Origin of the sequence: Streptomyces luteogriseus, assembly GCF_014205055.1 — a bacterium.
Taxonomy (GTDB): domain Bacteria; phylum Actinomycetota; class Actinomycetes; order Streptomycetales; family Streptomycetaceae; genus Streptomyces; species Streptomyces luteogriseus.
Genome location: NZ_JACHMS010000001.1, coordinates 2,784,074 through 2,809,792 on the forward strand (window position 1 = coordinate 2,784,074; position 25,719 = coordinate 2,809,792).

General features: G+C 72.6%; 10 protein-coding genes and 2 pseudogenes. 4 read left to right on the forward strand and 8 right to left on the reverse strand.

What is annotated here, in order from left to right; genetic code table 11:
• Positions 1-85 precede the first annotated feature (85 nt).
• The 8 genes from BJ965_RS12090 to BJ965_RS12125 all read right to left on the reverse strand — a co-directional run bounded on the left by BJ965_RS12090 (position 86) and on the right by BJ965_RS12125 (position 6,680).
• Positions 86-901, reverse strand: a complete 816-nt coding sequence (locus tag BJ965_RS12090; RefSeq protein WP_184908662.1) for a F0F1 ATP synthase subunit delta — start codon at positions 899-901, stop codon at positions 86-88.
• Positions 898-1,449, reverse strand: a complete 552-nt coding sequence (locus BJ965_RS12095; protein ID WP_184908663.1) for a F0F1 ATP synthase subunit B — start codon at positions 1,447-1,449, stop codon at positions 898-900. Before BJ965_RS12095 ends, BJ965_RS12090 begins: the two co-directional genes overlap by 4 nt.
• Before the next feature lie 42 nt (positions 1,450-1,491).
• Positions 1,492-1,740, reverse strand: a complete 249-nt coding sequence (locus BJ965_RS12100) for an ATP synthase subunit c family protein (RefSeq protein WP_029382919.1) — start codon at positions 1,738-1,740, stop codon at positions 1,492-1,494.
• Positions 1,741-1,817: 77 nt separating this feature from the next.
• Complete coding sequence (gene atpB, locus BJ965_RS12105; protein ID WP_037833412.1) at positions 1,818-2,612, reverse strand: F0F1 ATP synthase subunit A; 795 nt, start codon at positions 2,610-2,612, stop codon at positions 1,818-1,820.
• A 237-nt stretch (positions 2,613-2,849) separates the two neighbouring features.
• Positions 2,850-3,263, reverse strand: a complete 414-nt coding sequence (locus BJ965_RS12110; protein ID WP_030854208.1) for a hypothetical protein — start codon at positions 3,261-3,263, stop codon at positions 2,850-2,852.
• A gap of 302 nt (positions 3,264-3,565) precedes the next feature.
• Positions 3,566-4,516, reverse strand: coding sequence for a 3-hydroxybutyryl-CoA dehydrogenase (locus tag BJ965_RS12115; protein WP_184908664.1), 951 nt, complete (start codon positions 4,514-4,516; stop codon positions 3,566-3,568).
• A 251-nt stretch (positions 4,517-4,767) separates the two neighbouring features.
• Positions 4,768-6,114, reverse strand: coding sequence for a crotonyl-CoA carboxylase/reductase (ccrA, locus tag BJ965_RS12120; RefSeq protein ID WP_184908665.1), 1,347 nt, complete (start codon positions 6,112-6,114; stop codon positions 4,768-4,770).
• A 62-nt stretch (positions 6,115-6,176) separates the two neighbouring features.
• Positions 6,177-6,680, reverse strand: coding sequence for an NlmOI (locus BJ965_RS12125; RefSeq protein ID WP_184908666.1), 504 nt, complete (start codon positions 6,678-6,680; stop codon positions 6,177-6,179).
• Between the two features lie 202 nt (positions 6,681-6,882).
• On the opposite strand from BJ965_RS12125, the gene BJ965_RS12130 reads away from it, so the two are divergent.
• The 4 genes and pseudogenes from BJ965_RS12130 to BJ965_RS12140 all read left to right on the forward strand — a co-directional run bounded on the left by BJ965_RS12130 (position 6,883) and on the right by BJ965_RS12140 (position 25,682).
• Positions 6,883-18,663 (forward strand): type I polyketide synthase, encoded by an 11,781-nt coding sequence (locus tag BJ965_RS12130; RefSeq protein WP_184908667.1) that lies wholly within the window; start codon positions 6,883-6,885, stop codon positions 18,661-18,663.
• Positions 18,660-23,627 (forward strand): annotated as a pseudogene (locus BJ965_RS12135) (type I polyketide synthase); the annotation flags it as partial. The gene BJ965_RS12130 and the pseudogene BJ965_RS12135, both read left to right, overlap by 4 nt.
• Positions 23,628-23,870: 243 nt before the next feature.
• Positions 23,871-24,308: pseudogene (locus BJ965_RS40600) on the forward strand (acyl carrier protein); the annotation flags it as partial.
• Positions 24,309-24,467: 159 nt separating this feature from the next.
• The gene (locus BJ965_RS12140; protein ID WP_184908669.1) at positions 24,468-25,682 is read left to right on the forward strand and encodes a cytochrome P450; all 1,215 of its coding nucleotides are present in this window, start codon (positions 24,468-24,470) and stop codon (positions 25,680-25,682) included.
• The last annotated feature ends 37 nt before the right edge of the window (positions 25,683-25,719 follow it).

The following is a 25,719-nucleotide window of genomic DNA, read 5'->3' on the forward strand; positions in this document are numbered from 1 at the left end:
TGGGGGTCTGGGGGCGACCCCCAGGATTCTTCTGCACGGCCCAACCAGGGCCGTCGTAAGTACGTTGTGCCTATTGAGTTGCTGCTCAGCCGGCGAGCCGGCGGCTGGCGTCCTCGATGCGGTCCGCCAGGGAGCCGTTGATGACCTCGTCGCCGACCTGCACCCGGATTCCGCCGAGGACCTCGGGGTCCACGTCCAGGTTGAGGTGCATCGTGCGGCCGTAGAGCTTCGCGAGGGCGGCGCCCAGGCGCTGCTTCTGCGAGTCGCTCAGCGGCACCGCCGAGGTGACGATGGCCACCATGCGGTCCCGGCGCTCGGCGGCGAGCTTGGACAGGGACTCGAGTCCCGACTCCAGGCTACGTCCCCGCGGCGCGGTCACAAGGCGCGTGACCAGACGCTCGGTGGCCGACTGCGCCCGGCCGCCGAGCAGGCTGCGCAGCAGCTCGCTCTTGGCCGAGGTGGTGGCCTTGCGGTCGGTCAGCGCGGCCCGCAGCTCCATGCTGCCGGAGACGATCCGGCCGAACCGGAACAGCTCGTCCTCGACGTCGTCGAGCTTGCCGGCCTGCTGGGCGGCCGTCAGGTCGGCGATGTCGGCCAGCACCTCCAGCGCGTCCACCAGGTCGCGCGACTGCGACCAGCGGGAGCGCACCATGCCGGCCACCAGGTCGGCGGCCGTGCCGCTGACCTGGGTGCCGAGCAGGCGCTGGGCCAGCTCGGCCTTCGCCTCAGCGGCCTGCGCCGGGTCGGTGAGGACCCGACGCAGCGACACCTCGCGGTCGAGCAGCGCGGTGACGGCGGCCAGCTCGTCGGCGAGCGACCCCGCGTTCACGGACGTCGAGTCCGTCAGCGCGTCGAGACGCTCACGTGCGGCTGCCAGGGCCTCGCGGCTCGCTCCGTTCATCGCCCGGCCTCGGCCTTCTCCTCGAGCTCGTCGAGGAACCGGTCGATCACGCGGCTCTGGCGGGCGTGGTCCTCGAGGGACTCCCCGACGAGCTTGCCGGCCAGGTCGGTGGCGAGCTTGCCGACGTCCTGGCGCAGCGCCGAAGCGGCGGCCTTGCGGTCGGCCTCGATCTGCGAGTGACCGGCGGCGACGATCTCCTCGCGCTGACGCTGGCCCTCGGCCCGCATCTCGGCGATGAGCGTGGCACCCTGCTCCTGCGCCTCCTGGCGCAGGCGCGCGGCCTCGTGCCGGGCCTCGGCGAGCTGCGCCTTGTACTGCTCAAGCACGCTCTGGGCCTCGGTCCGCGCAGCCTCGGCCTTCTCGATTCCACCCTCGATGGCCTCGCGACGCTGCTCCAGAACCTTGTTGATGTTCGGAAGGAGCTTCTTGCCCAGGATGAAAAAGACGATCGCGAAGGCGATCAGGCCGATGACGAGCTCGGGGATCTCCGGGATGAGAGGGTTCTGGGCCTCTTCCTCGGCCGCCAGCTGTACCAGGGGCGAGATCACATCAGTTCCTTCCGTCCAAGTTTCGCGTCGGGCAGGACCGGATCAGGAAGGAACCGGGTAGACGAAGCCCATGACCAGACCGATCAGGGCCAGAGCCTCACAGAGCACGAAGCCGAGGATCTGGTTCTGGCGGATCAGACCGGCGGCCTCGGGCTGCCGGGCGAGGGCCTGCGTACCGTTACCGAAGATGACACCCACACCGATGCCCGGGCCGATGGCGGCCAGGCCGTAGCCGATCGCGGCGAAGTTGCCCTGGATGTTGGTCGCGGCGAGGGTCTGGAGAGCGGACATGCCGTTTCTTCCTTCTTGTTCAACAGGCCGGTGGGGGTTGGCCACCGGACGTACGGGGGGGAAGTGGTTCGTGGCGCTCAGTGGTGCTCGGCGAGCGCGCCCTGGATGTAGCTGCAGGACAGGAGGATGAAGACGTAGGCCTGGAGCGCCTGGATGAAGATCTCGAAGACCGTCATCACGAGCACCATCAGGAACGACACGGCCGAGTACGCGATGCCGATGCCGTTCAGCAGATACCAGGCACCGATGGTGAAGATCAACAGCAGGACGTGCCCGGCGAACATGTTGGCGAAGAGTCGCACCGCGTGCGTGAACGGCCGGATGAACACGTTCGACAGGAACTCGAACAGCATGACCATCGGGAAGACCGGCCCGATGGACGGGTCATACGCGGTGAGGTTCTTGAATCCGCCGATGAAGCCGTGCCGCTTGAACGTCAGAGTCATCCACAGGATGTAGACGAGGGCGGCGAGACCGGCCGGGAAGGCGATGATCGCGGTGGCCGGGAACTGGGCGATCGGGACGATCGACCAGATGTTCATGATCCAGATGAAGAAGAACAGCGAGACCATGAGCGGGACGTACTTCTCGCCCTCGCGCTTGCCGATCGTCTCGTAGACGACGCCGCGGCGGACGAAGTCGTAGCCGGCTTCGCCGATCATCTGGAGCTTGCCCGGGACCAGCTTGGGGTTGCGGAACGCGGCCCAGAAGAATCCGACGACGATGACCGTGCTCAGCGCGGTCAGCAGCATCGGCTTGTTGATCTCGATCCCGCCTACCGTGAACAGCGGCTCGAAGAGAAAGGAGTGCAGGCCGGGGGTCGGGAAACCGCACCCTTCGAAAATATGACAATCAGTCTCGAAGGCGAGCATCTTGGCGTCACTCACCGCGAGCTCCTTCAGCGTGGCGCATGGGTACGGCAACCTCGATGTGTCGGCGCGGTGTGCGACCGCGGGACGGCACTGGACTGGACTTGCGGATTTGGGGGCGGCGACTGGGCTCTGAGCCGTGAGGCGTCACAGGGACGGCTGCCGCCCGCGCCAGCTCTGCCGCAGTTGTGGCGAGACCATAGCAAATGAGCGGAAGCCTCTTTACACCAGCCCTACGGGTCACGACGGCGTCCGGGCGGAGTCCGGCTCCACGTAGAGAACCTTGGCCTTCATGTGCGAACGCACCTGCGCCGCGATCCACACCAACGTGGCGGCGAGCAGAGTGAAGGCGAAGCACTTCGGGTTGAAGGCGGACGTACTCCGCAGGGCGGTCAGAACGACCATCAACAGCAGGATCTGCGTGGTATAGACCAGCAGCCCCATCACCTGGAAAAGGTGGGGGAGCGAACGTGCCGTCCGTTGCAGCACCACGAGGCCGCTGGTCATGAACAGCACGACGAGAAGAGCGCCGGAGGCGGCACCGAGCGCACCCTTGCCGCCGGCAACGGCGGCACTGACTGCGACTCCCACCACGCCCGCGGCAACGGTGGGCAGCGAGCAGTACAGGAGCGTTCGGACGTCGTTGGACTGCATGAGGGCAGCTCCTCCGGCGAAGTCTGGGCGGGAATGGTGCGGGTCGTCGATGGACGACAGTATCCCGAGCGACGAGGCACACCTCACCAGGGCGGCCGGGCGAACCGGGCCACCCGCATGAATCCGGGGTACTCGTGAACCGTATCACAAACTATTTGATGCAGTCTTTACCCGGAAGGGTGCCGACCGTCACACGGACGGGTCGCAGGACGGCATGCGCAAGTGACATTCAGAGACGAGAGTGGTATAGCCGTCCGACCCGGGTCAAGGTCAATCCGGGACCACATCGCGGATCAGCAGACTCAGTACGTGTAGAAGCCCTGGCCGGACTTGCGGCCGAGAAGGCCGCCGTCGACCATCCGGGACAGCAGCGGCGGCACGGCGTGCGTGGGCTCCTTGGACTCCTCGTACAAGGCCGTGCCGATGGCCGCGACGGTGTCCAGGCCGATGAGGTCCGCGAGCGCCAGTGGGCCCATGGGGTGGGAGCACCCCAGCATCATGGCCTTGTCGATGTCCTCGGCGGCGGCGAAGCCCGACTCGTACATCCTCACGGCTGCCAGCAGGTAGGGGATGAGCAGGGCGTTCACCACGAAGCCGGAGCGGTCGGCGGCCTGCACGACCTGTTTGCCGAGCACCGCGCCGGCGAACTCCGCGGCGATGCGGCGGGTGCGGTCGTGGGTGAGCAGCGAACCGACGACCTCCACCAGGGGCAGCACGGGGGCCGGGTTGAAGAAGTGCAGGCCCAGGACCTGGCCGGGGCGGCTGGTGGCACGGGCCAGGCGCATGATCGACAGGGCTGAGGTGTTGGAGGCGAGGATCGCCGCCCTGTCCTCCACGATGTCGTCCAGGGCACGGAAGAGGCGCAGCTTGGTGGGCTCGTCCTCGGGGGCCGCCTCCAGAACCAGCTGACGGTCGCGCAGGGCGGCGAGGTCGGTGGTGAAGGAGACCCGGGCCAAGGCCGCGTCGCGGTCCGCCTCGGTGACCTTGCCCCGGCGGACGCCGGCGGCGAGGGAGCGTTCCAGCCGGTCGCGGCCGCGCGCGAGCCCCTCCGCTCCGGACGCCGCGACCAGCACGTCACGCCCGGCGCGGGCGCACACCTCGGCCAGCCCGGCGCCCATCACTCCGCATCCGACGACGCCTACGCGCCGGATCGCCAGGGCCGCCGTGGTCTCTTCCGTCACGGCGGGCTCCGCCGCCGGGTCGGGCTCCGCGTGCGTCCCTGACGTCACGGAGGCAGCCGTCGCAGTGCTCATCTCACATCTCCTTCGGACCGAGCCCGGCCGGCGGCCGGGACAGCACTCGGCTCCGTCGCCGAGCGACCGGTGACCCGCCTCGGCCGTGCTGGTTGGGGTGGGGCAGGAATCGGGGCTACAGCGCCGGCGGGACCGGTCCGGTGGGACGGGAGTCCGGCCGTACGGGGTGGAGCGGGCCGGGGTCGCCGACGGGCCGCCCCGTGGCTCCCTGTCAGGAGGTCACCGGGCGGCGGTGGGATCCGTCGGCGGTGTCAGGGGGTCGGGGTGGTGAGGTCGCGCAGGAGGTTGAGGCGCTCCTCGCCCACGCGAGCGCGCAGTTCGGGGTCGGTGACGCCCTGGCCGGGACCGTCTGCCAGGCAGAGGACGCCGACCTTGCCGATGTGACGGTTGGCCTGGACGGAGCGGGCGGCCTCGGCGATCTCCGTGAGGGGGTAGACCGCGGAGAGGGTCGGCACGATCCGGCCGAGGGACACCAGCCGATTCAGCTCGCACTGCTCCTGAAGGTTCGCGGCGTGGCTGCCGATGATTCGCTTCAGTTTCATCCACAGGTACCGGTTGTCGTACCCGTGCTGATAGCCGGTGCTGGAGCCGCAGGTCACCACCGTGCCGCCGCGGCGGACCACGAACACGGAGATCGGGAAGGTGGCGCGGCCCACGTGCTCGAAGACGATGTGCGGGTCCTCCCCCACCTCCCGGCGGATGATGCGGCCGAGCCGCTTGCCCGCCTCGATCACCGCCGCGGGGTCGTCCGCCGTCCGGTCGTCGAGGCCGATCTCCTGACGGTCGATCACCACGTCACAGCCGAGCCGCCGCGCCGCCTCGGCCTTGGCCGGCGAGCTCACCACACCGACCGGGATGCCGCCGCCGTTCTTGACCAGTTGCACGGCGTAGGCGCCGAGGCCGCCGGCCGCGCCCCAGATCAGTACGACGTCGCCCTGCTTGAGCCGGGCGCCCCGGTCGCTGACCAGCATCCGGTACGCGGTGCCCGCGCACAGCGGATTGCCGGCCGCCTCCTCCCAGGTGAGGTGCCCGGCCTTGGGTATCAGCTGGCTGGCCCGGACCACCGCGTAGTGGGCCAGGCCGCCGAAGTTGGTCTCGAAGCCCCAGATGCGCTGCTCGGCACCGAGCATCCCGTCGGCCTGGGTGGCCGCTTCCTGGTCGTCGACCTGGACGCAGCTGACCACCACGTGGTCGCCGGTCTTCCAGTGCCGTACCCCGGATCCGGTGCGCACGATCACACCGGCGCCGTCGGAGCCGAGCACGTGGTAGGGCAGGTCGTGCCGCGCGGCCCATCCCCCCTGAGCGGCGAACTGCTTCAGGAAGCGGAAGGTGGGCAGCGGCTCGAACATCGCCGACCACACGGTGTTGTAGTTGACCGCGCTGGCCATCACGGCCACCAGCACCTCGTCCGGCGCCAGTTCGGGCATCGGCACCCGGCCCACCCGCAGTGACTTGCGGATGTCCTTGTCGGCCACGCCCTGGAACATCTCCGCGTCCTCGGCACGCAGATACGCGGCGGTGTACTCCGCCGGCAGTTCCAGGCGCTCGAGCTCCTGCGGGGGCGCGCCCGCCCGAACCGCTTCCGACAGAGAGGTCATGGTTCGCCTTTCCCGGGATTCGCACAGCCCGAGCACCGGTCCGTGCGCCGCATTGTCAGAACCTAGTCGCGGTAGCAGTGCACTTCGTCGGCGGGAATCCAGTCGCCGATCTCCTCGAACTTGACGAAACCGCATTTGACGTAATGATTCTCGTCGACGATTTCGTAGCGCTCCCTGAGCAGGAAGGACTTCCCGAAGCCGATGCATTCACCGAGGAAAGTGAGATGGCCGTCCTGCCAGCCCTCGGAGGTGAGGAGCGTGCGGTTTCCCCAGTCGTCGTAGTAGTAGCCGGAGAATGCCGAGTCCGACTCGACCCACTGAACGACGAAGCGGCCGGTGAGGTCATGCTCCGTCACCCGCTGCGTCATCTCGTAGGCGTGCCCGTTGAAGGTCGACGCCGTGTTCCAGGAAGCGATCCCCTTGGTGGGCGGGTCGGCGGTGAAGTTCGTCCACTCCGCCCGGAAGTCACCGAGCAGGAAATCCAGGTCGCGCATCTTCTCCGGCGCCGGCGGTTTGACGAATTCCTGCTCTCCGGACGGCGCGGATTCCTGCTCGGAAACACTCATTGCGGCACACGCTCCAATTCTGGATGGCACACGAGAATTCGTTGCATGCTATGCATGGCGTGCCCCCTACCGCCAACCCCTACCGTCTCCCCATTCACCATGCCCCGGCTTCTGGGGTGGCTACGGGGACGCGGCTAGGGGCGACCAGTGCATACCTTCGGCGCCGAAGGGCGCGGTATGCCAATCTCTCGGGCGGGTTCAGGTGACGAACGAAGCGCAGCTGGTTGATTACCTCAAGAAGATGGCAGCCGATCTGCGGCAGGCCCATCGGCGGATCAGGAAACTTGAGGCAGACGGCGCCGAGCCCATCGCCATCGTCGGAATGGCCTGCCGACTGCCCGGTGACGTCGGCTCTCCCGACGAGCTCTGGGGGCTCCTGGCGCGCGGCGAGGACGCCATCTCCGGCATGCCGGCGGACCGGGGCTGGGACCTGAGTACGCTCTACCACCCCGATCCCGACCACTCCGGCACCTCCTATGCCGTCGAGGGCGGGTTCCTCGCCGGGGCCACCGAGTTCGACGCCGGGTTCTTCGGTGTCTCTCCGCGCGAGGCCCTGGCCATGGATCCGCAGCAGCGGCTGCTGCTGGAGACGGCGTGGGAAGCTCTGGAGAACTCCGGGCTGGACCCCCGGTCCCTGGCCGGCTCGCGCACCGGCGTGTTCACCGGTCTGATGTACCACGACTACGCCACCGGTTCGGGCACGCTGCCCGACGAGGTCGAGGGCTATCTGAGCACGGGCACGGCCGCCAGCGTGGCCTCGGGGCGGATCTCGTACTTCCTCGGCCTGGAGGGGCCTGCCGTCACCCTCGACACCGCCTGCTCGTCGTCGCTGGTCGCCCTGCACCTCGCGGTACAGGCGCTGCGCGACGAGGAGTGCGATCTGGCGCTGGCGGGCGGCGCGACCATCATGTCCACTCCCGCCACGTTCGTGGAGAACTCCCGGCAGCGTGGCCTCGCGCGCGACGGCAGGTGCAAGTCGTTCGCCGCCGCCGCCGACGGCGTCGGCTGGGGCGAGGGCTCCGCGCTGCTCGTCGTCGAACGGCTCTCGGACGCCCGCCGCAAGGGTCACCAGGTCCTGGCCGTGGTGCGGGGCAGCGCGGTGAACCAGGACGGCGCGTCCAACGGTCTCACCTCCCCCAACGGCCCTTCGCAGCAGCGGGTGATCCGGCAGGCCCTGGCCTCCGCCCGGCTCGGTCCGGCGGACGTCGACGTGGTGGAGGCGCACGGCACGGGCACGACCCTGGGCGACCCGATCGAGGCGCAGGCCCTGCTGGCCACCTACGGCCAGGACCGCCCCGCCGACCGCCCGCTGCGGCTGGGCTCGGTCAAGTCCAACATCGGCCACACGCAGGCCGCCGCCGGTGCCGCCGGTGTCATCAAGATGATCCTGGCGATGCGGCACGAGCAGCTGCCCCGGACGCTGCACGTCGACCGTCCCACGCCCGAGGTGGACTGGTCCGCGGGCGCGGTGGAGCTGCTGACCGAGAACCGCCCGTGGCCACGCGCCGACCGCCCCCGGCGGGCCGGGGTGTCCTCGTTCGGGATCAGCGGCACCAACGCGCACGTCATCCTGGAGGAACCGGAACCGGAACCGGCCGGCCTCGCCCCGGAGCAGGCGCCGGACGAGGACACGGACGGCACCGCGGCCGCCGCGCTGCCGGTGGTGCCGGTGCTGTTGTCGGCGGCCACCCCCGAGGCGCTGCCGGCGCAGGCGGCACGGCTGTCCGCGCATCTGCTGGACCGGCCCGAACTGCGGCTGGATGAGGTGGCGTGCGCGCTGGCGACCACACGCACCGCGTTCGAGCACCGTGCGGTGCTGCCGGCCGAGGACCGCGCCGGCCTGCTGGAGCAGCTGGCCGAGCTGGCGGCGGGCGGCAGCCCGGCCGGGCTGGTGAGCGGAGTCGCCGACGAGGTGCGCAGCGCCTTGCTGTTCACCGGGCAGGGCGCGCAACGGCCCGGTATGGGACGGGAGTTGTACGAGGCGTTCCCGGCGTTCGCGCGGGCCCTGGACGAGGTGTGCGAGGAGCTGGACACCAGGCTGGACCGGCCGCTGCGGGCGCTGCTGTTCGCCGCCCCGGACAGTGCCGAGGCGCGGCTGCTGGACAGGACGCTGTACACCCAGTCGGCGACGTTCGCGCTCGGGGTGGCGCTGTTCCGGCTGCTTCAGGAGTGGGGCGTGCGTCCGCGGCTGCTGTCCGGGCACTCGGTGGGCGAGTTGACCGCCGTCCACGTGTCGGGGATGTTGTCCCTGCCCGACGCCTGTGAACTGGTCACCGCCCGAGGGCGGCTCATGCAGGAGCTGCCCGAGGGCGGCGCGATGGTGTCGGTGGCGGCGACCGGGGAGGAGGTTCTGCCCCTGCTGGCCGGTCATGAGGCGGTGGCCGGCATCGCGGCGGTCAACGGCCCCGGATCGGTGGTGGTGTCGGGCGACGAGACGGTGGTCGCCTCGATCGCGGCGCACTTCACCGAGCTGGGACGCAGGACCCGGCGGCTGCCGGTGAGCCACGCGTTCCACTCCCCGCTGATGGATCCGGTGGTCGAGGAGCTGCGGCAGGTCGCCGGGCGGCTGTCGTTCGGCGAGCCGGCCGTGCCGGTGGTCTCCAGTGTGACGGGCACGCTCCTCGGAGCGGCCGACTGGGCGGAGCCGGACTACTGGGCGCGGCAGGTGCGGGAGCCGGTCCGTTTCCACGACGTGGTGCGCTCCCTCGCCGCCGAGGGCGTGAGCGTGTTCCTCGAACTGGGCGCCGACGCCGCGCTCACCTCCATGGTGGAGGAGACCCTGGCGGACGCCGGGGACACCGCTGCCGTCGCCGTGCCGGCGCTGCGGCGGCAGCGTTCGGAGGTCCGCACGCTGACGGCCCTTCTGGCGCACGCGCACACGGCCGGGGTGGGTATCGACTGGCCGGCGTTCTTCGCCGGCCCTCCGACGCTGCGGGTGCCGCTGCCGACGTATGCCTTCCAGGGGACGCGGTACTGGCTGCGGGGCGTGCCCGGGGCGGGCGACGTGGCCGCGGCGGGCCTGGTCCCGGCCGAGCACCCCTTGCTGGGCGCCACGGTGGTCCCGGCCGCCGAGGGCGGGCGGCTGTTCACGGGGCGGTTGTCCGCCGACAGCCATCCGTGGCTGTCGGACCACGCGATCGACGGCACGGTTCTGCTGCCCGGCACGGCCGTGGCCGAGCTGGCGCTGTGGGCGGGCGGGCACCTCGGGCTGGACCGGGTGGCCGACCTCACCCTGGAGGCGCCGCTCGTCCTGCCGGCCGAGGGCGGGCTGCGCGTCCAGCTCACCGTGGGTGCCGAGAACGCGGCGGGCGAGCGCGAGTTCGGCCTGTACGCGCAGCCCGAGCAGTCCGCCGAGGACGTGTGGACGCGGCACGCCGACGGCGTCCTCACCGCGGCCCGCGGCCTGCCGGACGAGGAGCTGACGGTCTGGCCGCCGGCGGGTGCCGAGGAGGTGGACATCGCCGGTCTCTACCCGGACTTCGCGGCGGCCGGCTTCCACTACGGCCCGGTGTTCCAGGGGCTGCGCGCGGTGTGGCGGCTCGGCGAGGAGGTGTACGCCGAGGTGCGGCTGCCCGATGCCGCCGCCGGTGACGCCGGGGAGTTCGGGCTGCATCCCGCGCTCGCCGACGCCGCGCTGCACGCGTCCGCCTTCGTACCGGGCGAGTTCGGCCGGGAGCATCAGGGCAGACTGCCGTTCGCGTGGCGCGGGGTGTCCCTGCACGCGGCGGGCGCCGCTCAGCTGCGGGTCCGGCTGACCCCGACCGGCCCGGACACGCTCGCGCTGCTGTTCGCCGACGCCACCGGCCACCCGGTGGCCACGGTCGACTCACTGGTGGTGCGGCCCGCCGGCCGGCCCGCGGCGCCGGACGCCGCCGGGAGCATGCTGCTCGTGCCGTCCTGGGTGCCGGTCGGCCGGTCGGAGCCCGCGGGCCGCTGGGCCGTGCTGGGCGCGGGGCCGCTCGCGGACCTCGCCGGTGTGCAGCGGCACGACGATCTGCCCGGGCTGGTGGCCGCGGTGGACGCCGGCGGTGCGGTGCCGGAGTTCGTCGTCGCCACGGCCGGGGTCTCCGACGGTTCCGGCGATGCGCGGGCCGCCCACGATGCCGCGGCGCGGTCCCTGGAGCTACTGCGGTCGTGGCTCGCCGAGGAACGGTTCGAAACGGCCCGGCTGGTGCTGGTGACGTGGAACGCGGTGGCCACGGAGGACGGTTCGGCCCCCGATCCGGCGCAGGCGGCCGTGTGGGGTCTGCTCGGCTCGGCCGTCACCGAACACCCGGGGCGGATCGTCGTCGTGGACCTCGACGGCACCGCCGAGTCCCTGGCCGCGCTGCGCGAGGCGGCCGGCGCGGACGAGCCGCGCGTGGCCCTGCGGGCGGGCGAGGTCCTCGCACCCCGGCTGGCGCGGGCCACGGGGACGCCGCAGGCGCCGCGGATCGATCCGGACGGCACCGCCCTGATCACCGGCGGCACCGGCGCCCTGGGCTCGCTCCTCGCCCGTCACCTGGTGCGTCACCATCACGTCACCCATCTCGTCCTCACCAGCCGGCGCGGCCCCGACGCCCCGGGCGCCGACCTCCTCGCCGAGGAACTCACCGCCGCGGGCGCCCACGTCACGATCGCCGCCTGCGACACCAGCGACGCCTGCCGACTCGCCGACCTCCTCGGCACCATCCCCTTCGACCGCCCCCTCACCACCGTCATCCACACCGCGGGCGTCCTCGACGACGCGACCACCACCAGCCTCACCGACGCGCAGCTCCACACCGTCCTCAGCGCCAAGATCGACACCGCGGAGCACCTGCACTCGCTCACCCTCGACCACCCCGTCACCACCTTCGTCCTCTACTCCTCCGCCGCCGGACAGCTCGGGGCCGCGGGGCAGGCCAACTACGCCGCCGCCAACGCCTATCTCGACGCCCTCGCCCAGCACCGCCGCGTCCAGGGCCATCCGGGCACCTCCCTCGCCTGGGGCTTCTGGGCCAAGGGCAGCGGCATGACCGGCCATCTCGACGACGAGCAGACACTGCGCCGCCTGGCCGAGGCGGGGCTGCCCGCGATCTCCGAGGAACAGGGCCTGGCCCTCTTCGACGCGGCGGTCGCGCTGGACGCTCCGGTGGTGGCGCCGTTGCCGCTGGACCTCGGCGCGCTGCGCGCCCAGGCGGCCGCGGGCACGCTGCCCGCGCTGTTCCGCGGCCTGGTGCGGGCTCCGGTCCGGCGGGCGGCCGGAACCGTCGAACCGGCCGGCGCGGGCTCGGCGTTCGCGGCCCGGCTGCGGGAGCTGCCGGAGCCGGAACGCGCACGCGTCCTGCTGGACCTGGTCCGCACCGGTGCGGCGACCGCACTGGGCCATGCCACGCCCGACGCGCTGGACGCGAAGCGGACCTTCCGGGAGCTGGGTTTCGACTCCCTGGCCGCCATCGAGCTGCGCAACGCGGTGGGTGCCGCGACCGGGCTGAGGCTGCCCGCCACCCTGGTCTTCGACCATCCGACGCCGTCGGCGGTGGTGGACTTCCTGCTGGGTGAGCTGATCGGTCACGGGCCGGCGGTGGACGTGCCGCGGCCGGCCGCCGTCGAGGCCGGGGAGCCGATCGCCATCGTCGGCATGGCCTGCCGCTATCCCGGCGGGGTGGCCTCGCCGGAGGAGCTGTGGGACCTCGTCGCGGCCGGGCGGGACGCGATCGACGCGATGCCCGACGACCGCGGCTGGGACGTGGAGGAGCTGTACGACCCGGAGGGGACCAGGCCGGGCACGTCGTATGTGCGGGAAGGCGGATTCCTTCTCGACGCGGCCGAGTTCGACCCGGAGTTCTTCGGCATCTCACCCCGCGAGGCCCTGGCCATGGACCCGCAGCAGCGGCTGCTGCTGGAGACCTCGTGGGAGGCGCTGGAGCGGGCCGGCATCGATCCGCGCACGCTGCGCGGCAGTCGGACCGGGGTGTTCGCCGGTGTGATGTACCACGACTACGGCGCCGACCGCGACGGGCTGCCCGAAGAGGTCGAGGGGCTCATCGGGACCGGCTCGGCCGGCAGTGTGGCCTCGGGCCGTATCGCGTTCACGCTGGGGCTGGAAGGGCCCGCGGTCACGCTCGACACGGCCTGCTCCTCCTCGCTGGTGGCGCTGCATCTGGCGGTGCAGGCGCTGCGCAGCGGCGAGTGCGACCTGGCCCTGGCCGGTGGCGTGACCGTCATGTCCACGCCGGGCGTGTTCGTGGAGCTGTCCCGGCAGGGCGGGTTGTCCCCCGACGGCCGCTGCCGGTCCTTCGCGGCCGGCGCGGACGGCACGGGCTGGGGCGAGGGCACCGGCCTGCTGCTGGTCGAGCGACTGTCGGACGCGCGCCGCAACGGCCATCCGGTGCTGGCCGTCGTGCGCGGCAGCGCGGTCAACCAGGACGGCGCGTCCAACGGGCTGACCGCGCCCAACGGCCCCGCGCAGCAGCGGGTGATCGAACAGGCACTGGCCTCCGCCCGGCTCGGCTTCGCGGACGTCGACGCGGTGGAGGCGCACGGCACGGGCACGACCCTGGGCGACCCGATCGAGGCGCAGGCGCTGCTGGCGACCTACGGCCGGGCGCGGACCGCCGAACAGCCGTTGTGGCTCGGCTCGGTGAAGTCCAACATGGGGCACACGCAGGCCGCCGCCGGCGCCGCGGGCATCATCAAGATGGTCATGGCCATGCGGCACGGGGTGCTGCCCAGGACCCTGCACGTGGACGAGCCGACGCCCGAGGTCGACTGGTCCCCGGGCACGGTGGAGCTGCTCACCGAGCAGCAACCGTGGCCGGACACGAACCGTCCGCGCCGGGCCGGGGTGTCCTCGTTCGGAATCAGCGGCACCAACGCCCATGTCATCCTCGAACAGCCACCGGCCGAGGAGCCGGCGGCGCCCTCCGGGCCGGTCCCGGGCAGGGTGCTGCCATGGGTGATCTCCGCGCACAGCCCGACCGCGCTGTACGCCCAGGCCGGACGGCTCGTCGCCCATGTCACGGAGCGTCCCGGGCTGTCCCCGGTGGACGTCGCCGGCGCCCTGGCGGACAGGACGGCGCTGTCGCACCGCGCGGTGGTGCTGGGCGGCGACCGGGAGGAATTGCTGGCGGGCGCCGCCGGGCTGGCACGGCTGGCCGAAGAGCCGGACGGAGCGCCCCCGCCCGGCGTGGTGACGGGTTCGGTGCTCGGCGAGAGCCGAGTCGTCTTCGTCTTCCCCGGCCAGGGAGCGCAGTGGGCGGGGATGACGGCCGAGCTGCTCGACTCCGAGCCGGTCTTCCGGGACCGGTTGGTGGAATGTGAGCGGGCGCTGAGCCCGTACGTCGACTGGTCACTGCTCGCCGTGCTGCGGCAGGAACCGGGCACGCCCCCGTGGGACCGGGTGGACGTGGTGCAGCCGACGCTGTGGGCGGTGATGGTGTCGCTGGCCGCGCTGTGGCGTGCGTACGGCGTGGAACCGGATGCCGTGATCGGTCACTCGCAGGGTGAGATCGCCGCCGCCTGTGTCTGCGGAGCCCTGGATCTCGACGACGGTGCCCGGGTCGTCGCGCTGCGGGCCAAGGCGATCGGGTCGGAGCTGGCCGGGCTGGGCGGGATGGTGTCCCTGGCGCTGCCCGCCGCCGCGGCCGAGGAGCTGATCGCCGGGTGGCAGGGGCGCATCTCGGTGGCCTCCGTCAACGGGCCGGCCAGCACCGTGGTGGCGGGCGAGCCCGACGCGCTCGACGAACTGCTCGCCCGGTGCGACGGCGACGGTGTACGGGCCAGGCGCATCCCGGTGGACTACGCCTCGCACACCGCTCAGGTGGAGGCGATCGAGGCCGGTCTGGCCGCCGCGCTGGCGGGGATCACGCCGCGTTCGGCGACCGTGCCGTTCATCTCGACCCTCACGGGTGCCCCGCTGGACACCACGGAGCTGGACGCCGGCTACTGGTATCGGAACCTGCGGCACACCGTGGAGTTCGAGGCGGCGACGCGGGCGGCGCTCGACCAGGGCTGCACGGTCTTCGCGGAGATCAGCCCGCATCCGGTGCTGGTGCCCTCGGTCCACGACACCATCGACGCGACGGGGCGCGCCGCGGTGGCGGTGGGTTCGCTTCGCAGGGACGACGGCGGCGCACGTCGCTGGCGCACCTCGGTGGCCGAACTCGGCGTGCTGGGCGTCGAGGTCGACTGGGCGCCGGTGCTCGCCGCGCCCGGCGGCCGGCCGCCGGTGGACCTGCCGACCTACGCCTTCCAGCGCCGGCGGTTCTGGCTGGAGTCCCGCCGCGGCGCCGGCGACCTGACCGCGACGGGGCTCGAGACGGCGGACCACCCGCTGCTGGGCGCGGCCGTGGCGCTGGCGGGCGGCGAGGGCGTACTGCTCACCGGCCGGCTCTCCGGGCGTACCCATCCCTGGCTGCTCGACCACGCCGTCTCGGGCACGGCCCTGCTGCCGGGCACCGCCTTCGTGGACCTGGCGATCCGGGCGGGCGACCAGGTGGGGCAGTCCCACCTGGAGGAACTGACCCTGCACGCGCCCCTGTTGCTGGGGGCGGGCGCAAAGGACGAGGTCACGGTGCAGGTCCGGGCCACGCCGGACGGCGACTCGGGCCGCTCCACGGTCACTGTGCACTCCCGTACCGGCGACGGCGGCTGGGTGCTGCACGCGTCCGGCGCCCTGAGCCGGGAGGCGGCTGAGGAACCCGCACCCGACACGGCCTGGCCGCCGGCCGGGGCGGAGCCGGTGGCGGCGGACGGCGTCTACGAGGAGCTCGCCGGGGCGGGCTACCACTACGGTCCGGCCTTCCAGGGCCTGCACGCGGTATGGCGGCGCGGCGAGGAGCTGTTCGCCGAGATCCGGCTGCCGGAGCCCGAGCGGGGGGAGGCGGCGCGCTACGGCGTCCACCCGGCTCTGCTGGACGCCGCGCTGCACGCCATGGCGTTCGCCGCGGATCAGGACGCGGGGGTGCGGCTGCCGTTCTCCTGGACCGGGGTGCACCTGTACGCGACCGGGGCGACCACGGCCCGGGTGCGGCTGACTCCGTCCGGGGACCAGCTCGCGGTGCTGCTCACCGATGAGGCCGGGCAACCGGTGGTGTCGGTGCGGTCGCTGGTCACACGGCCCGCCGCCCTCGACCGGCCGGCGGAGGCCGCGCTGGAGGAGGCACTGTTGCACCTCGACTGGGCCGAGCTGCCCGCCGAGGCCGACGACCGCGAGCCGACCGGGTCGTACGCGATCGTCGGCGACGACCCGTTCGGGCTGGCCGATGCGGCCCCGGACGTGCCGGTGGCGTCCGGCCTGGACGAACTGGCCGCCGACGGCCCCGTCCCCGGCCTCGTGGTCCGCTGCCTGCGGCGCGGGGCGTCGGACGATCCCGCCGCGGCCGCGCACGCGGCGGCGCAGGAGACGCTCCGGTGGCTGCGCGCCTGGCTCGCCGACGACCGGTTCGCCGGCTCACGCCTGGTGTTCGTGACCTCCGGCGCGGTCGCCGCGGGCGACGGCGAGGACGTGACCGACCTGGGCAACTCGGCGAGCTGGGGTCTGGTGACCTCGGCCCAGACCGAGAATCCGGGACGGCTGACGCTGGTGGACCTGGACGGGCGCGGCGAGTCCCGGCAGGCGTTCGGGGCCGCGCTGCGAAGCGACGAGCCCCGGGTCGCGATCCGCCGCGGCACGATCACGGCCCCCCGGCTGGCCCGGGCCGGCTCGCATCCGGCGCTGCTGCCGCCGCCCGGGCCGGTCCCGTGGCGGCTGGAGAGCACCGGCCGCGGCACGATCGAGAACGTGGCGCTGGTGCCCTGCCCAGAGGTCCTGGACCCGCTGGAGCCGGGGCAGGTCCGCCTCGCCGTGCACGCGGTCGGGCTCAACTTCCGTGACGTCATCGTCGCCCTCGGCATGGTCGAGGGGCAGAACGGCATCGGCGGCGACGTGGCCGGCACGGTCCTGGATGTGGGGCCCGGTGTGACCAATGTGGCCGTGGGCGACCGGGTGCTGGGCCTGTGCTCCGACTCGTTCGGCCCGGTCGCGGTGTGCGATCACCGGTTCCTGACGCCGATGCCGGACGGCTGGTCCTTCGAGCAGGCGGCGACGATCCCGATCACGCATCTCACCGCGTACTACGGCCTGGTGGACCTGGGCGGCGTACAACCAGGCGAGTCGGTGCTGGTGCACGCGGCGGCGGGCGGTGTCGGCCTCGCCGCCGTGCAGCTGGCCCGGTACCTGGGGGCGGAGGTCTACGGCACCGCCAGCCCCGGGAAGTGGCAGACGCTGCGGGAGTACGGGCTCGACGACAAGCACATCGCCAACTCGCGGACCCTGGAGTTCGAGCAGGCGTTCCTGGAGGCCGGCGGCGGCCGCGGCATGGACGTCGTCCTGGACTGCCTCGCCGGTGAGTTCGTCGAGGCCGGGCTGCGCCTGCTACCGCGCGGCGGCCGGTTCCTGGAGATGGGCAAGACCGACAAGCGCGACCCCGAGCAGGTCGCCGCGGACCATCCGGGCGTGCGCTACCAGGCGTACGACCTGCTGGAGGCCGGACCCGACCGGATCCAGCAGATGCTGGTCGAGGTGATGGCGCTGTACCGCGAAGCGGGCCTGCGCCGGCCGCCGGTCACCGTCTACGACCTGCGGCGAGCGCGTGAGGCGATGCGGGACCTGAGCCAGGCCAAGCTGGTCGGCAAGGCCGTGCTCACGGTGCCGCGGGGGATCGACCCGAACGGTACCGCCCTGATCACCGGCGGCACCGGCACCCTCGGCGCCCTCCTCGCCCGCCACCTCGTCCACCACCACCGCGTCACCCGCCTCGTCCTCACCAGCCGACGCGGCCCCGACGCCCCCGGCGCCAGGGAACTTCACGACGAACTCACCCAAGCCGGCGCCGACGTCACCATCACCGCCTGCGACACCGCGGACCCCGGCCAACTCGCCGGCCTCATCGGCGCCGTTCCCTCCACCCACCCCCTCACCACCGTCATCCACACCGCCGGCACCCTCGACGACGCCACCACCGCCAACCTCACCGACTCCCAGCTGCACACCGTGCTGCGCCCGAAGATCGACGCGGCCACCCTCCTGCACTCCCTCACCCTCGACCACCCCGTCACCACCTTCGTCCTCTACTCCTCCGCCGCCGGACAGCTCGGCACCGCGGGGCAGGCCAACTACGCCGCCGCCAACACCTATCTCGACGCCCTCGCCCACCACCGCCGCGCCCATGGGCGCCCCGCCACCTCCCTCGCCTGGGGCTTCTGGGCCCAGCGCAGCGGCATGACCGGCCACCTCGACGTCGACGACGTCCAGCGCATGGAGCGGGCGGGCATGCGACCGCTGGACGACGAGGAGGGGCTGGCCCTGTTCGACCTGGCCGTCGGGGCGGACGTACCGCTTCAAGTGATCACCCGGCTGACGGCGGGGGCCCTGCGCGGCGGGCCGGACACCGTGCCACATCTGTTCCGGGGGCTGGCGCAGGGCACCGCCCGGCGGGTGGTCCGGTCCGGAAGCGACGGTTCGGAGCTGCGGACCCGGCTGGCCGGGCTGCCCGCGGGGGAGCAACGGCGCAGGCTGCTGGACCTCGTCCGGTCGAACGCGGCCACCGTGCTGGGTCACGCGTCGGCCGAGGCCGTCACGGCGGAACAGTCCTTCAAGGATCTGGGCTTCGACTCGCTGACCGCCGTGGAGTTCCGCAACCGGCTCGGGGCGGCCACCGGTCTGCGGCTGCCGGCCACGCTCGTCTTCGAGCATCCGACACCGGCCGCGCTCGCCGGGCAGTTGCTGGCGGAGCTGGCTCCGGCAGGGCTGTCGGGCGTCGAGGCGGCGCTGACCGAGGTGGACGCGCTGGAGACCGCGCTGGCCGAGATCGCGGCAGCCGACGGAGACCACGAGCGGGTCGTGCGGCGGCTGCGCGGGCTGGTGTCCAAGTGGAGCGTGCCGGAGAGCGAACCGGCCGCCGAGGACGGGCTCGGCGACCTCGACAAGGCCACCACCGACGACCTCTTCGACGCGATCGACCAGGGTTTCGGTCTCTGACCGGCGCCGATCGTCCGGGAACACCACCAAGGAGCTGCTACCGAATGTCCGACGAGGAGAAGTTCCGCGACTACCTCAAGCGAGCCGTCGCGGAAGCGCGGGGACTCCAGCGACGCCTGCGTGAGGTAGAGGACAAGGCGCGCGAGCCGATCGCGATCGTCGGCATGGCCTGTCGGTTCCCCGGCGGGGTGGAGACGCCGGAGGACCTGTGGCGCATGGTCTCCGAGGGCGTCGACGGGGTCTCGGGCTTCCCCGACGACCGTGGATGGGACGTGGACCGGCTGTACCGCTCCGACGCCCAGGAGTCCGGCGCCTCCACCACGCTGGAGGGCGGCTTCCTCCAGGGCGCGGGCGACTTCGACGGCGACTTCTTCGGGATCTCACCGCGTGAGGCGATCGCGACCGACCCCCAGCAGCGGCTGCTGCTGGAGACGTCGTGGGAGGCGCTGGAGCGGTCCCGGGTCGACCCGCGGTCCCTGCGCGGCAGCGCCACCGGGGTGTTCTTCGGCGGTACCGGCGGCGACTTCGCCGGCCTGCTGGCCGCGTCGCCGCAGGCTCTGGACGGCTACATGCTGACCGGCACGTCCAGCAGCGTGCTCTCGGGGCGGGTGGCGTATCTGCTGGGCCTGGAAGGGCCCGCGGTGACCGTGGACACCGCCTGTTCGTCCTCCCTGGTGTCCATGCACCTGGCCGTGCAGGCGCTGCGCAAGGACGAGATCTCGCTGGCGCTGGCCGGTGGTGTGTCGGTGCTGGCGACCCCGGGTGCCTTCCCCGAGTTCTCCCGCCAGGGCGGTCTGGCCTCCAACGGCCGGTGCAAGGCGTTCGCGGCCTCGGCGGACGGCACCGGCTGGGGCGAGGGCGTCGGTGTCCTCGTCATGGAGCGGCTCTCCGACGCCCTGCGTGCCGGGCGCAAGGTGCTCGCCGTGGTCCGGGAAAGCGGAGTCAACCAGGACGGGGCCAGCAACGGCCTGACCGCGCCCAGCGGCCCCGCGCAGCGCCGGCTCATCCTGCGCACCCTCGACGGCGCGGGTCTCGCCACCGCCGACGTCGACCTGGTCGAGGCGCACGGCACGGGCACCAAGCTCGGCGACCCGATCGAGGCCCGGGCGCTGCTGGCCACCTACGGCCAGGACCGCCCGGACGACCGGCCGCTGTGGCTCGGCTCGGTCAAGTCGAACATCGGCCACACCCAGTACGCGGCCGGAATCAGTGGCGTGATCAAGACGGTCATGGCGCTCCGGCACGCGGTCATGCCGAAGACGCTGCACGTGGACGAGCCGACGCCGCACGTGGACTGGTCGGCGGGTGCGGTGGAGCTGCTGACCGCGAACCGGCCCTGGCCGGACACCGGCCGCCCCCGCCGGGCCGCCGTGTCCTCCTTCGGTGTCAGCGGGACCAACGCGCACGTGATCCTCGAGCAGGCACCGGAGGAGGAGCCCGCGCCGGAGAGCGCCGTGGAACGTCCCGCGCCGGGCGGCTCGGTGCCGTGGGTGCTGTCCGGCCGGAACGAGGCGGCGTTGCGGGCGCAGGCGTCACGGCTGCTGGACCGTCTCGCGGCTGATTCCGGGGTGTCCCCGCTGGATGTGGGGGTGTCGCTGGTGGGGACGCGGTCGGCGTTCGAGCAGCGTGCGGTGGTGCTGGGCGCGGGCCGGGAGGAGTTGCTGGCCGGGGTGCGGGCGCTGGCCGGGGGCGGGCATGTCTCCGGTGTGGTGACCGGGCGGGCCGTCGACTCCGGTGTGGTGTTCGTGTTTCCGGGTCAGGGTTCGCAGTGGGTCGGTATGGGGCGTGAGTTGTGGGATGCCTCGCCGGTGTTCGCGGAGTCGATGGTGGCGTGTGAGCGTGCGCTGGCGCCGTTCGTGGACTGGTCGTTGCGGGATGTGGTGTTCCGCGACGCTGAGGATCCGCTGTGGCAGCGGGTGGATGTGGTGCAGCCGGTGTTGTGGGCGGTGATGGTGTCGCTTGCGGCGGTGTGGCGTTCGTTCGGGGTGGAGCCGGCCGCGGTGGTGGGTCACTCGCAGGGTGAGGTTGCTGCGGCGTGTGTGGCTGGGGGGCTGTCGTTGGAGGACGGTGCCCGGGTGGTTGCGGTGCGTTCGCGGCTGGTGCGGGAGAAGTTGTCGGGCCGGGGTGGGATGGGTTCGGTTTCCCTGCCGGTCGAGGCGGTGGAGGAGCGTCTGGTCCGGTTCGGGGGCCGGGTGGGTGTGGCTGCGGTGAACGGGCCGTCCTCGGTGGTGGTTTCGGGTGAGGTCGAGGCGCTGGACGCGCTGTTGGCGGAGTGCGAGGAGGCGGGGGTTCGGGCCCGTCGTATCGCGGTGGACTATGCCTCCCACTCGGCCCAGGTGGACGCGCTGAACGACGAACTCCTCGCGGAGCTGGCGCACATAGAGCCGCAATCGTCGTCGGTGGCCTTCCACTCCACGGTCACCGGAGAGCAGTTGGACACCGCCGGGCTCGACGCCGCCTACTGGCTGCGGAACATGCGGGAGACGGTCGCCTTCGAAGCCGCCGTACGGGCCACCATCGACGAGGGGCACCGGATCCTGCTGGAGATCAGCCCGCATCCCGTGGTGACCATGGCCGTGCAGGAAATCATCGACGGGGCGGGAGTCGCGGCCCACGTCTCCGGCTCCGTGCGCCGCGACGACGGAGGCCTCGGACGGCTGCTGGCCTCTTTCGCCGAGGCATATGTCGCGGGTGCGCCCGTCGACTGGACGAGGACCTTCGACGGCACCGGCGCCCAGCCCGTGGACCTGCCCACCTACGCCTTCCAGCGGCAGCGGTACTGGCTGCGTCCGCCGGCCTCCGGCTCCGGCGACGTGACCGCCGCCGGTCTGCGCTCCCCCGGGCATCCGCTGCTCGGGGCCGCCGTGGAGCCGGCGGAGTCCGACAGCCTGGTGCTGACCGGGCGCCTCGCGCTGCGCGACCACCCATGGCTGGCCGACCACCGCGTCATGGGCGCGATCCCGTTGCCGGGAACCGCGTTCGTCGAGCTGGCGGTGGCCGCGGGCGACCTCGTCGAGTGCCCGCACGTCGAGGAACTGACCATGCAGGCGCCGCTCCCGTTGCCGGAGAGCGGCACCCTCGACCTGCAGCTCACGGTGGGCGCCCCCGACGAGGGCGGGCGACGCGAGATCGGGTTCTTCGCCCGTACGGACGACGGGATCTCGGCCGGTTCCTGGACCCGGCACGCCACGGGTGTGCTCGGCCCGGCCGGCCCCGGCCCCGGCCCCGGCCCCGAGGAGACGGGCGCGGCCTGGCCTCCGCGCGGTGCGGAACGCATCGACGTGAGCGGTCTGTACGAACAGCCGGAGGACAGCCCGTTCGCCTACGGACCGGCCTTCCACGGCCTGCGGGCGGCCTGGTCCCGTGGCCGCGAGGTCTTCGCCGACATCCGTCTCCCCCAGGAACTGCACGAGGAGGCGGGCGACTACCTCCTGCATCCCGCACTCCTGGACGCGGCGCTGCACGCGGTGGGCCTGGGCGACCTGCTGGACACCGGTGGGCTGCCGCTGCGCCCGTTCGCCTGGAACGCGGTGTCGCTGCACGCCACCGGGGCCACCACCCTGCGCGTGACCCTCTCGCCCGCCGGGGAGAACGCCGTCGCCCTGCACGCGGTGGACGGCACCGGTGCGCCGGTCGTCACCGTCGGTTCGCTGCTGCTGCGGCCGGTCGACCTCACCGGGCCGCAGGCCGGGCCCTCCCCTGTGCACTCCTCGCTGCTGGCCATGACGTGGACGCCGGTGCCCCTGCCCTCGGTCGAGCCGGCGTCGTGGGCGGTGGTGGGTGCGGCACCGTCGTGGGCGGGCCCCGACGGCGGTGCCGTTCACCACCCGGACCTCGCGGCGCTCACCGCGTCGGTCACCGCGGGCGGACCCGTACCCGCGTTCGTCGTCCTCGCCCTGCCCGCCGACGACGGTGCGGCCGGTGGGGAGCTTCCGGCGGTCACCCGGGAGCGCACCGGTCTGGTTCTGGACGCGGCGCGCGCGTGGGTATCGGAGGATCTCGACGAACGGCTCGCCGCGATACCGCTGGTGGTGGCCACCACGGACGCCGTGCACACCTCGGAGCGGGACCGGGTGAGCGGACTGGGCTCCGCGCCGCTGTGGGGGCTGATGCGTTCGGTGCAGTCGGAGAACCCCGGCCGGTTCGTCCTGCTGGACACCGACGGGAGCGCCGAATCCGGGCAGACGGTTCCGGCCGCGGTCGCGTCGGGGGAGGCGGAGTTCGCCCTGCGGGGCGGGGAGGCGCTGGTCCCCCGCCTGATTCGGCTGCCGGCCGCGGACGTCCCGGACACCGTGCCCGGCACGGAACTCGACGCGCTGGATCCGGGCCGCACGGTGGTGGTGACCGGGGCGACCGGCGGTCTCGGTGCACTGGTCACCGCCCGTCTGGCGGAGCAGCACGGCGTACGCCACCTGGTGCTGCTCAGCCGTCGGGGTCCGGACGCCGACGGCGCGGGTGAACTCGTCGCCCGGCTGGAGGAGTCGGGCGCCACGGTGACGCTGGTGGCCTGCGACGTGGCGGACCGCGCGGCGCTGGCCGCCGTCCTCGACCGGATCCCGGCCGAGCACCCGCTCGGCGCCGTGGTGCACTGCGCGGGCACCGCCGAGAACGCGCTGCTTGCCTCGCTCGGTCCCGAGCTGGTCGACCGGGTGTTCCGTGCCAAGGTGGACGCCGCAGTGCATCTGCACGAGCTGACCGCGCATCTGGACCTGTCGGCCTTCGTGCTGTTCTCCTCCATCGCGGGCACGCTCGGCGGCACCGGTCAGGGCAACTACGCCGCCGCCAACACCTTCCTGGACGCGCTCGCCCAGCACCGGCGCGGGCGCGGTCTTGCGGCCACGTCGCTCGGCTGGGGCCTGTGGGCGGCCGAGCGCGGTATGGGCGGTGGTCTCGCCGAGGCGGCCTCTGCGGGCACGCCGATGCGCGGGGTGTCCGCGCTGCCGACGGAGGAGGGTCTCGCCCTGTTCGACCTCGGCTGGCGCTGCGCCGAGCCGGTGGTGTTCCCCGCACGGCTCAACGGCGCCGCCCTGCGCGCGCAGGCCTCGGCCGGCTCCCTGCCGCCGGTGCTGCGCGGTCTGTTCCGCATCCCTGCCAGGCGGTCGGCGCAGGCCGGCAGCCAGGACGCGGGCACCCGGCTGCGGCGTCGGCTCGCGGAGATGACGCCCGCGGAGCGCCAGGAGACCTTGCTCGGGCTGGTGCGGGAGCGGATCGCCGAGGTGCTCGGACACGCCTCCCCCGAGGGGGTCGGGACGGACCGGCCTTTCCGCGACCTCGGCTTCACCTCACTGACCGCGGTGGAGCTGCGCAACCGGCTGAACGCCGTGACCGGCCTGCGGCTTCCGGTCAGCCTGGTCTTCGACTATCCGACGCTGGGCGAGCTGGTGGCCCTGCTGGCGAAGAGGCTGTGCCCGGACGGGGCGGAGGGGGCCGCAACGCCCGAGGACGACCGGGAGGCGGCCGTGCGCCGCGCCCTGCTGTCCATCCCGCCGGCCCGGCTGCGCGAGCACGGCCTCCTCGACACGCTGCTCGCCCTGGCGGGCGACGGCCCGGAGGGGCCGCCGCAGCCGGCCGACCGCAGCGAGGAGATCAAGTCCATGGACGTGGCCGCGCTGCTGGCGATGGCCAAGAGCACCACCACGCAGTGACCGGGCGCCCTGCGCCGCGACGCGGGCGGTGCGCCGGCGCCGCGGCGAGTGGGGCGCCTTAGGGGGCGGGTGTAGGGGCTGGGCGTGCATAGCCTGCGAGAAACCCGGCCGATCCGTCCTTGGTTGTTCTGTACGTCTCACGAATCTGGAGAGCATGTCATGGCCGAAGCACCTTCCGAGCCCGTAGCGTTCCCGTTTCCCGATCCGCCCTCAGTCCGTGAACTGCCCCCTGAGCTGGCCGAGATCCGGGACGGCGCCGCCGTGGTGGAGGTGAAGTTCCCCGACGGCATCAGCGGCTGGATGGTGACCAAGCACGCCGATGTACGCAAGGTGCTCGTGGACTCCCGGTTCAGCAGCAAGGTCATGGCCACCGCGGCCGCGGCCATGTCGGAGACCGAGACCGGCAAGCTGATGAACGAGTCGCTCGTCGGTATGGACGCGCCGGAGCACACGCGGCTGCGCAAACTGGTGACCAAGGCCTTCACCGCGCGCAACGTGGAGCAACTGCGGCCGCGCATCGCGGAGATGGTCGCCGAACTCCTCGACGAGATGGAGAACCTGCCTCGCCCGGTGGACCTGGTCAAGGCCTTCTCCGTTCCGCTGCCGGTTCGGGTGATCTGCGAGCTCCTCGGGGTGCCGGCCGAGGACCAGGACACGTTCCACGCCTGGTCCAATTCGCTGCTCGGGGACTGGAGCCAGGTCGTGGAGAAGGAGCTCGCGACCGTCTCCCTGGTGAAGTACTTCGGTGAACTCATCACCCGCAAGCGGGAGAACCCCGGCGAGGATCTGATCACCGCGCTGATCAAGGTCAGCGAGGAGGACACGACGTTCACCGAGCGCGAGATCATCGCGCTGAGCATCGGCATCCTGAGCGCGGGCCACGAGACGACCGCCAACCAGATCAGCATGTTCCTGGTGCACCTGCTGCACCACCGCGACCAGTTCGACGAGCTGCGCGAGAACCCCGACGGGATCCCCCGGGCGGTCGACGAGCTGCTGCGCTTCGTGCCCCTCACCACGACCGGCGGCATCATCCCGCGGCTCACCACCGCCGAGGTGGAGCTGAGCAACGGCACGGTGCTGCCCGCCGGGACCGTGGTCATGCCCGCGGTCGCCACCGCCAACCGCGACCCCGAGGTCTTCGAGGACGGGGAGCGGCTGAACCTGGCGCGCGAGCACAACCCCCATCTGGCCTTCGGCGCCGGCATCCACTACTGCCTGGGTGCCCAGCTGGCCCGTATCGAGCTGCAGGAGGCCTTCAAGGCGATCCTGGAGCGGATGCCGTCGGTGCGGCTCGCGGTACCCGAGTCGGAGCTCCGGCTCAAGTCCGCCTCGATCATCCGCGGGCTCGAAGGTCTTCCCGTCACCTGGTGACCGCCCGGAGCGGCGAAGGGCCCGGCAGGCCGGTGAG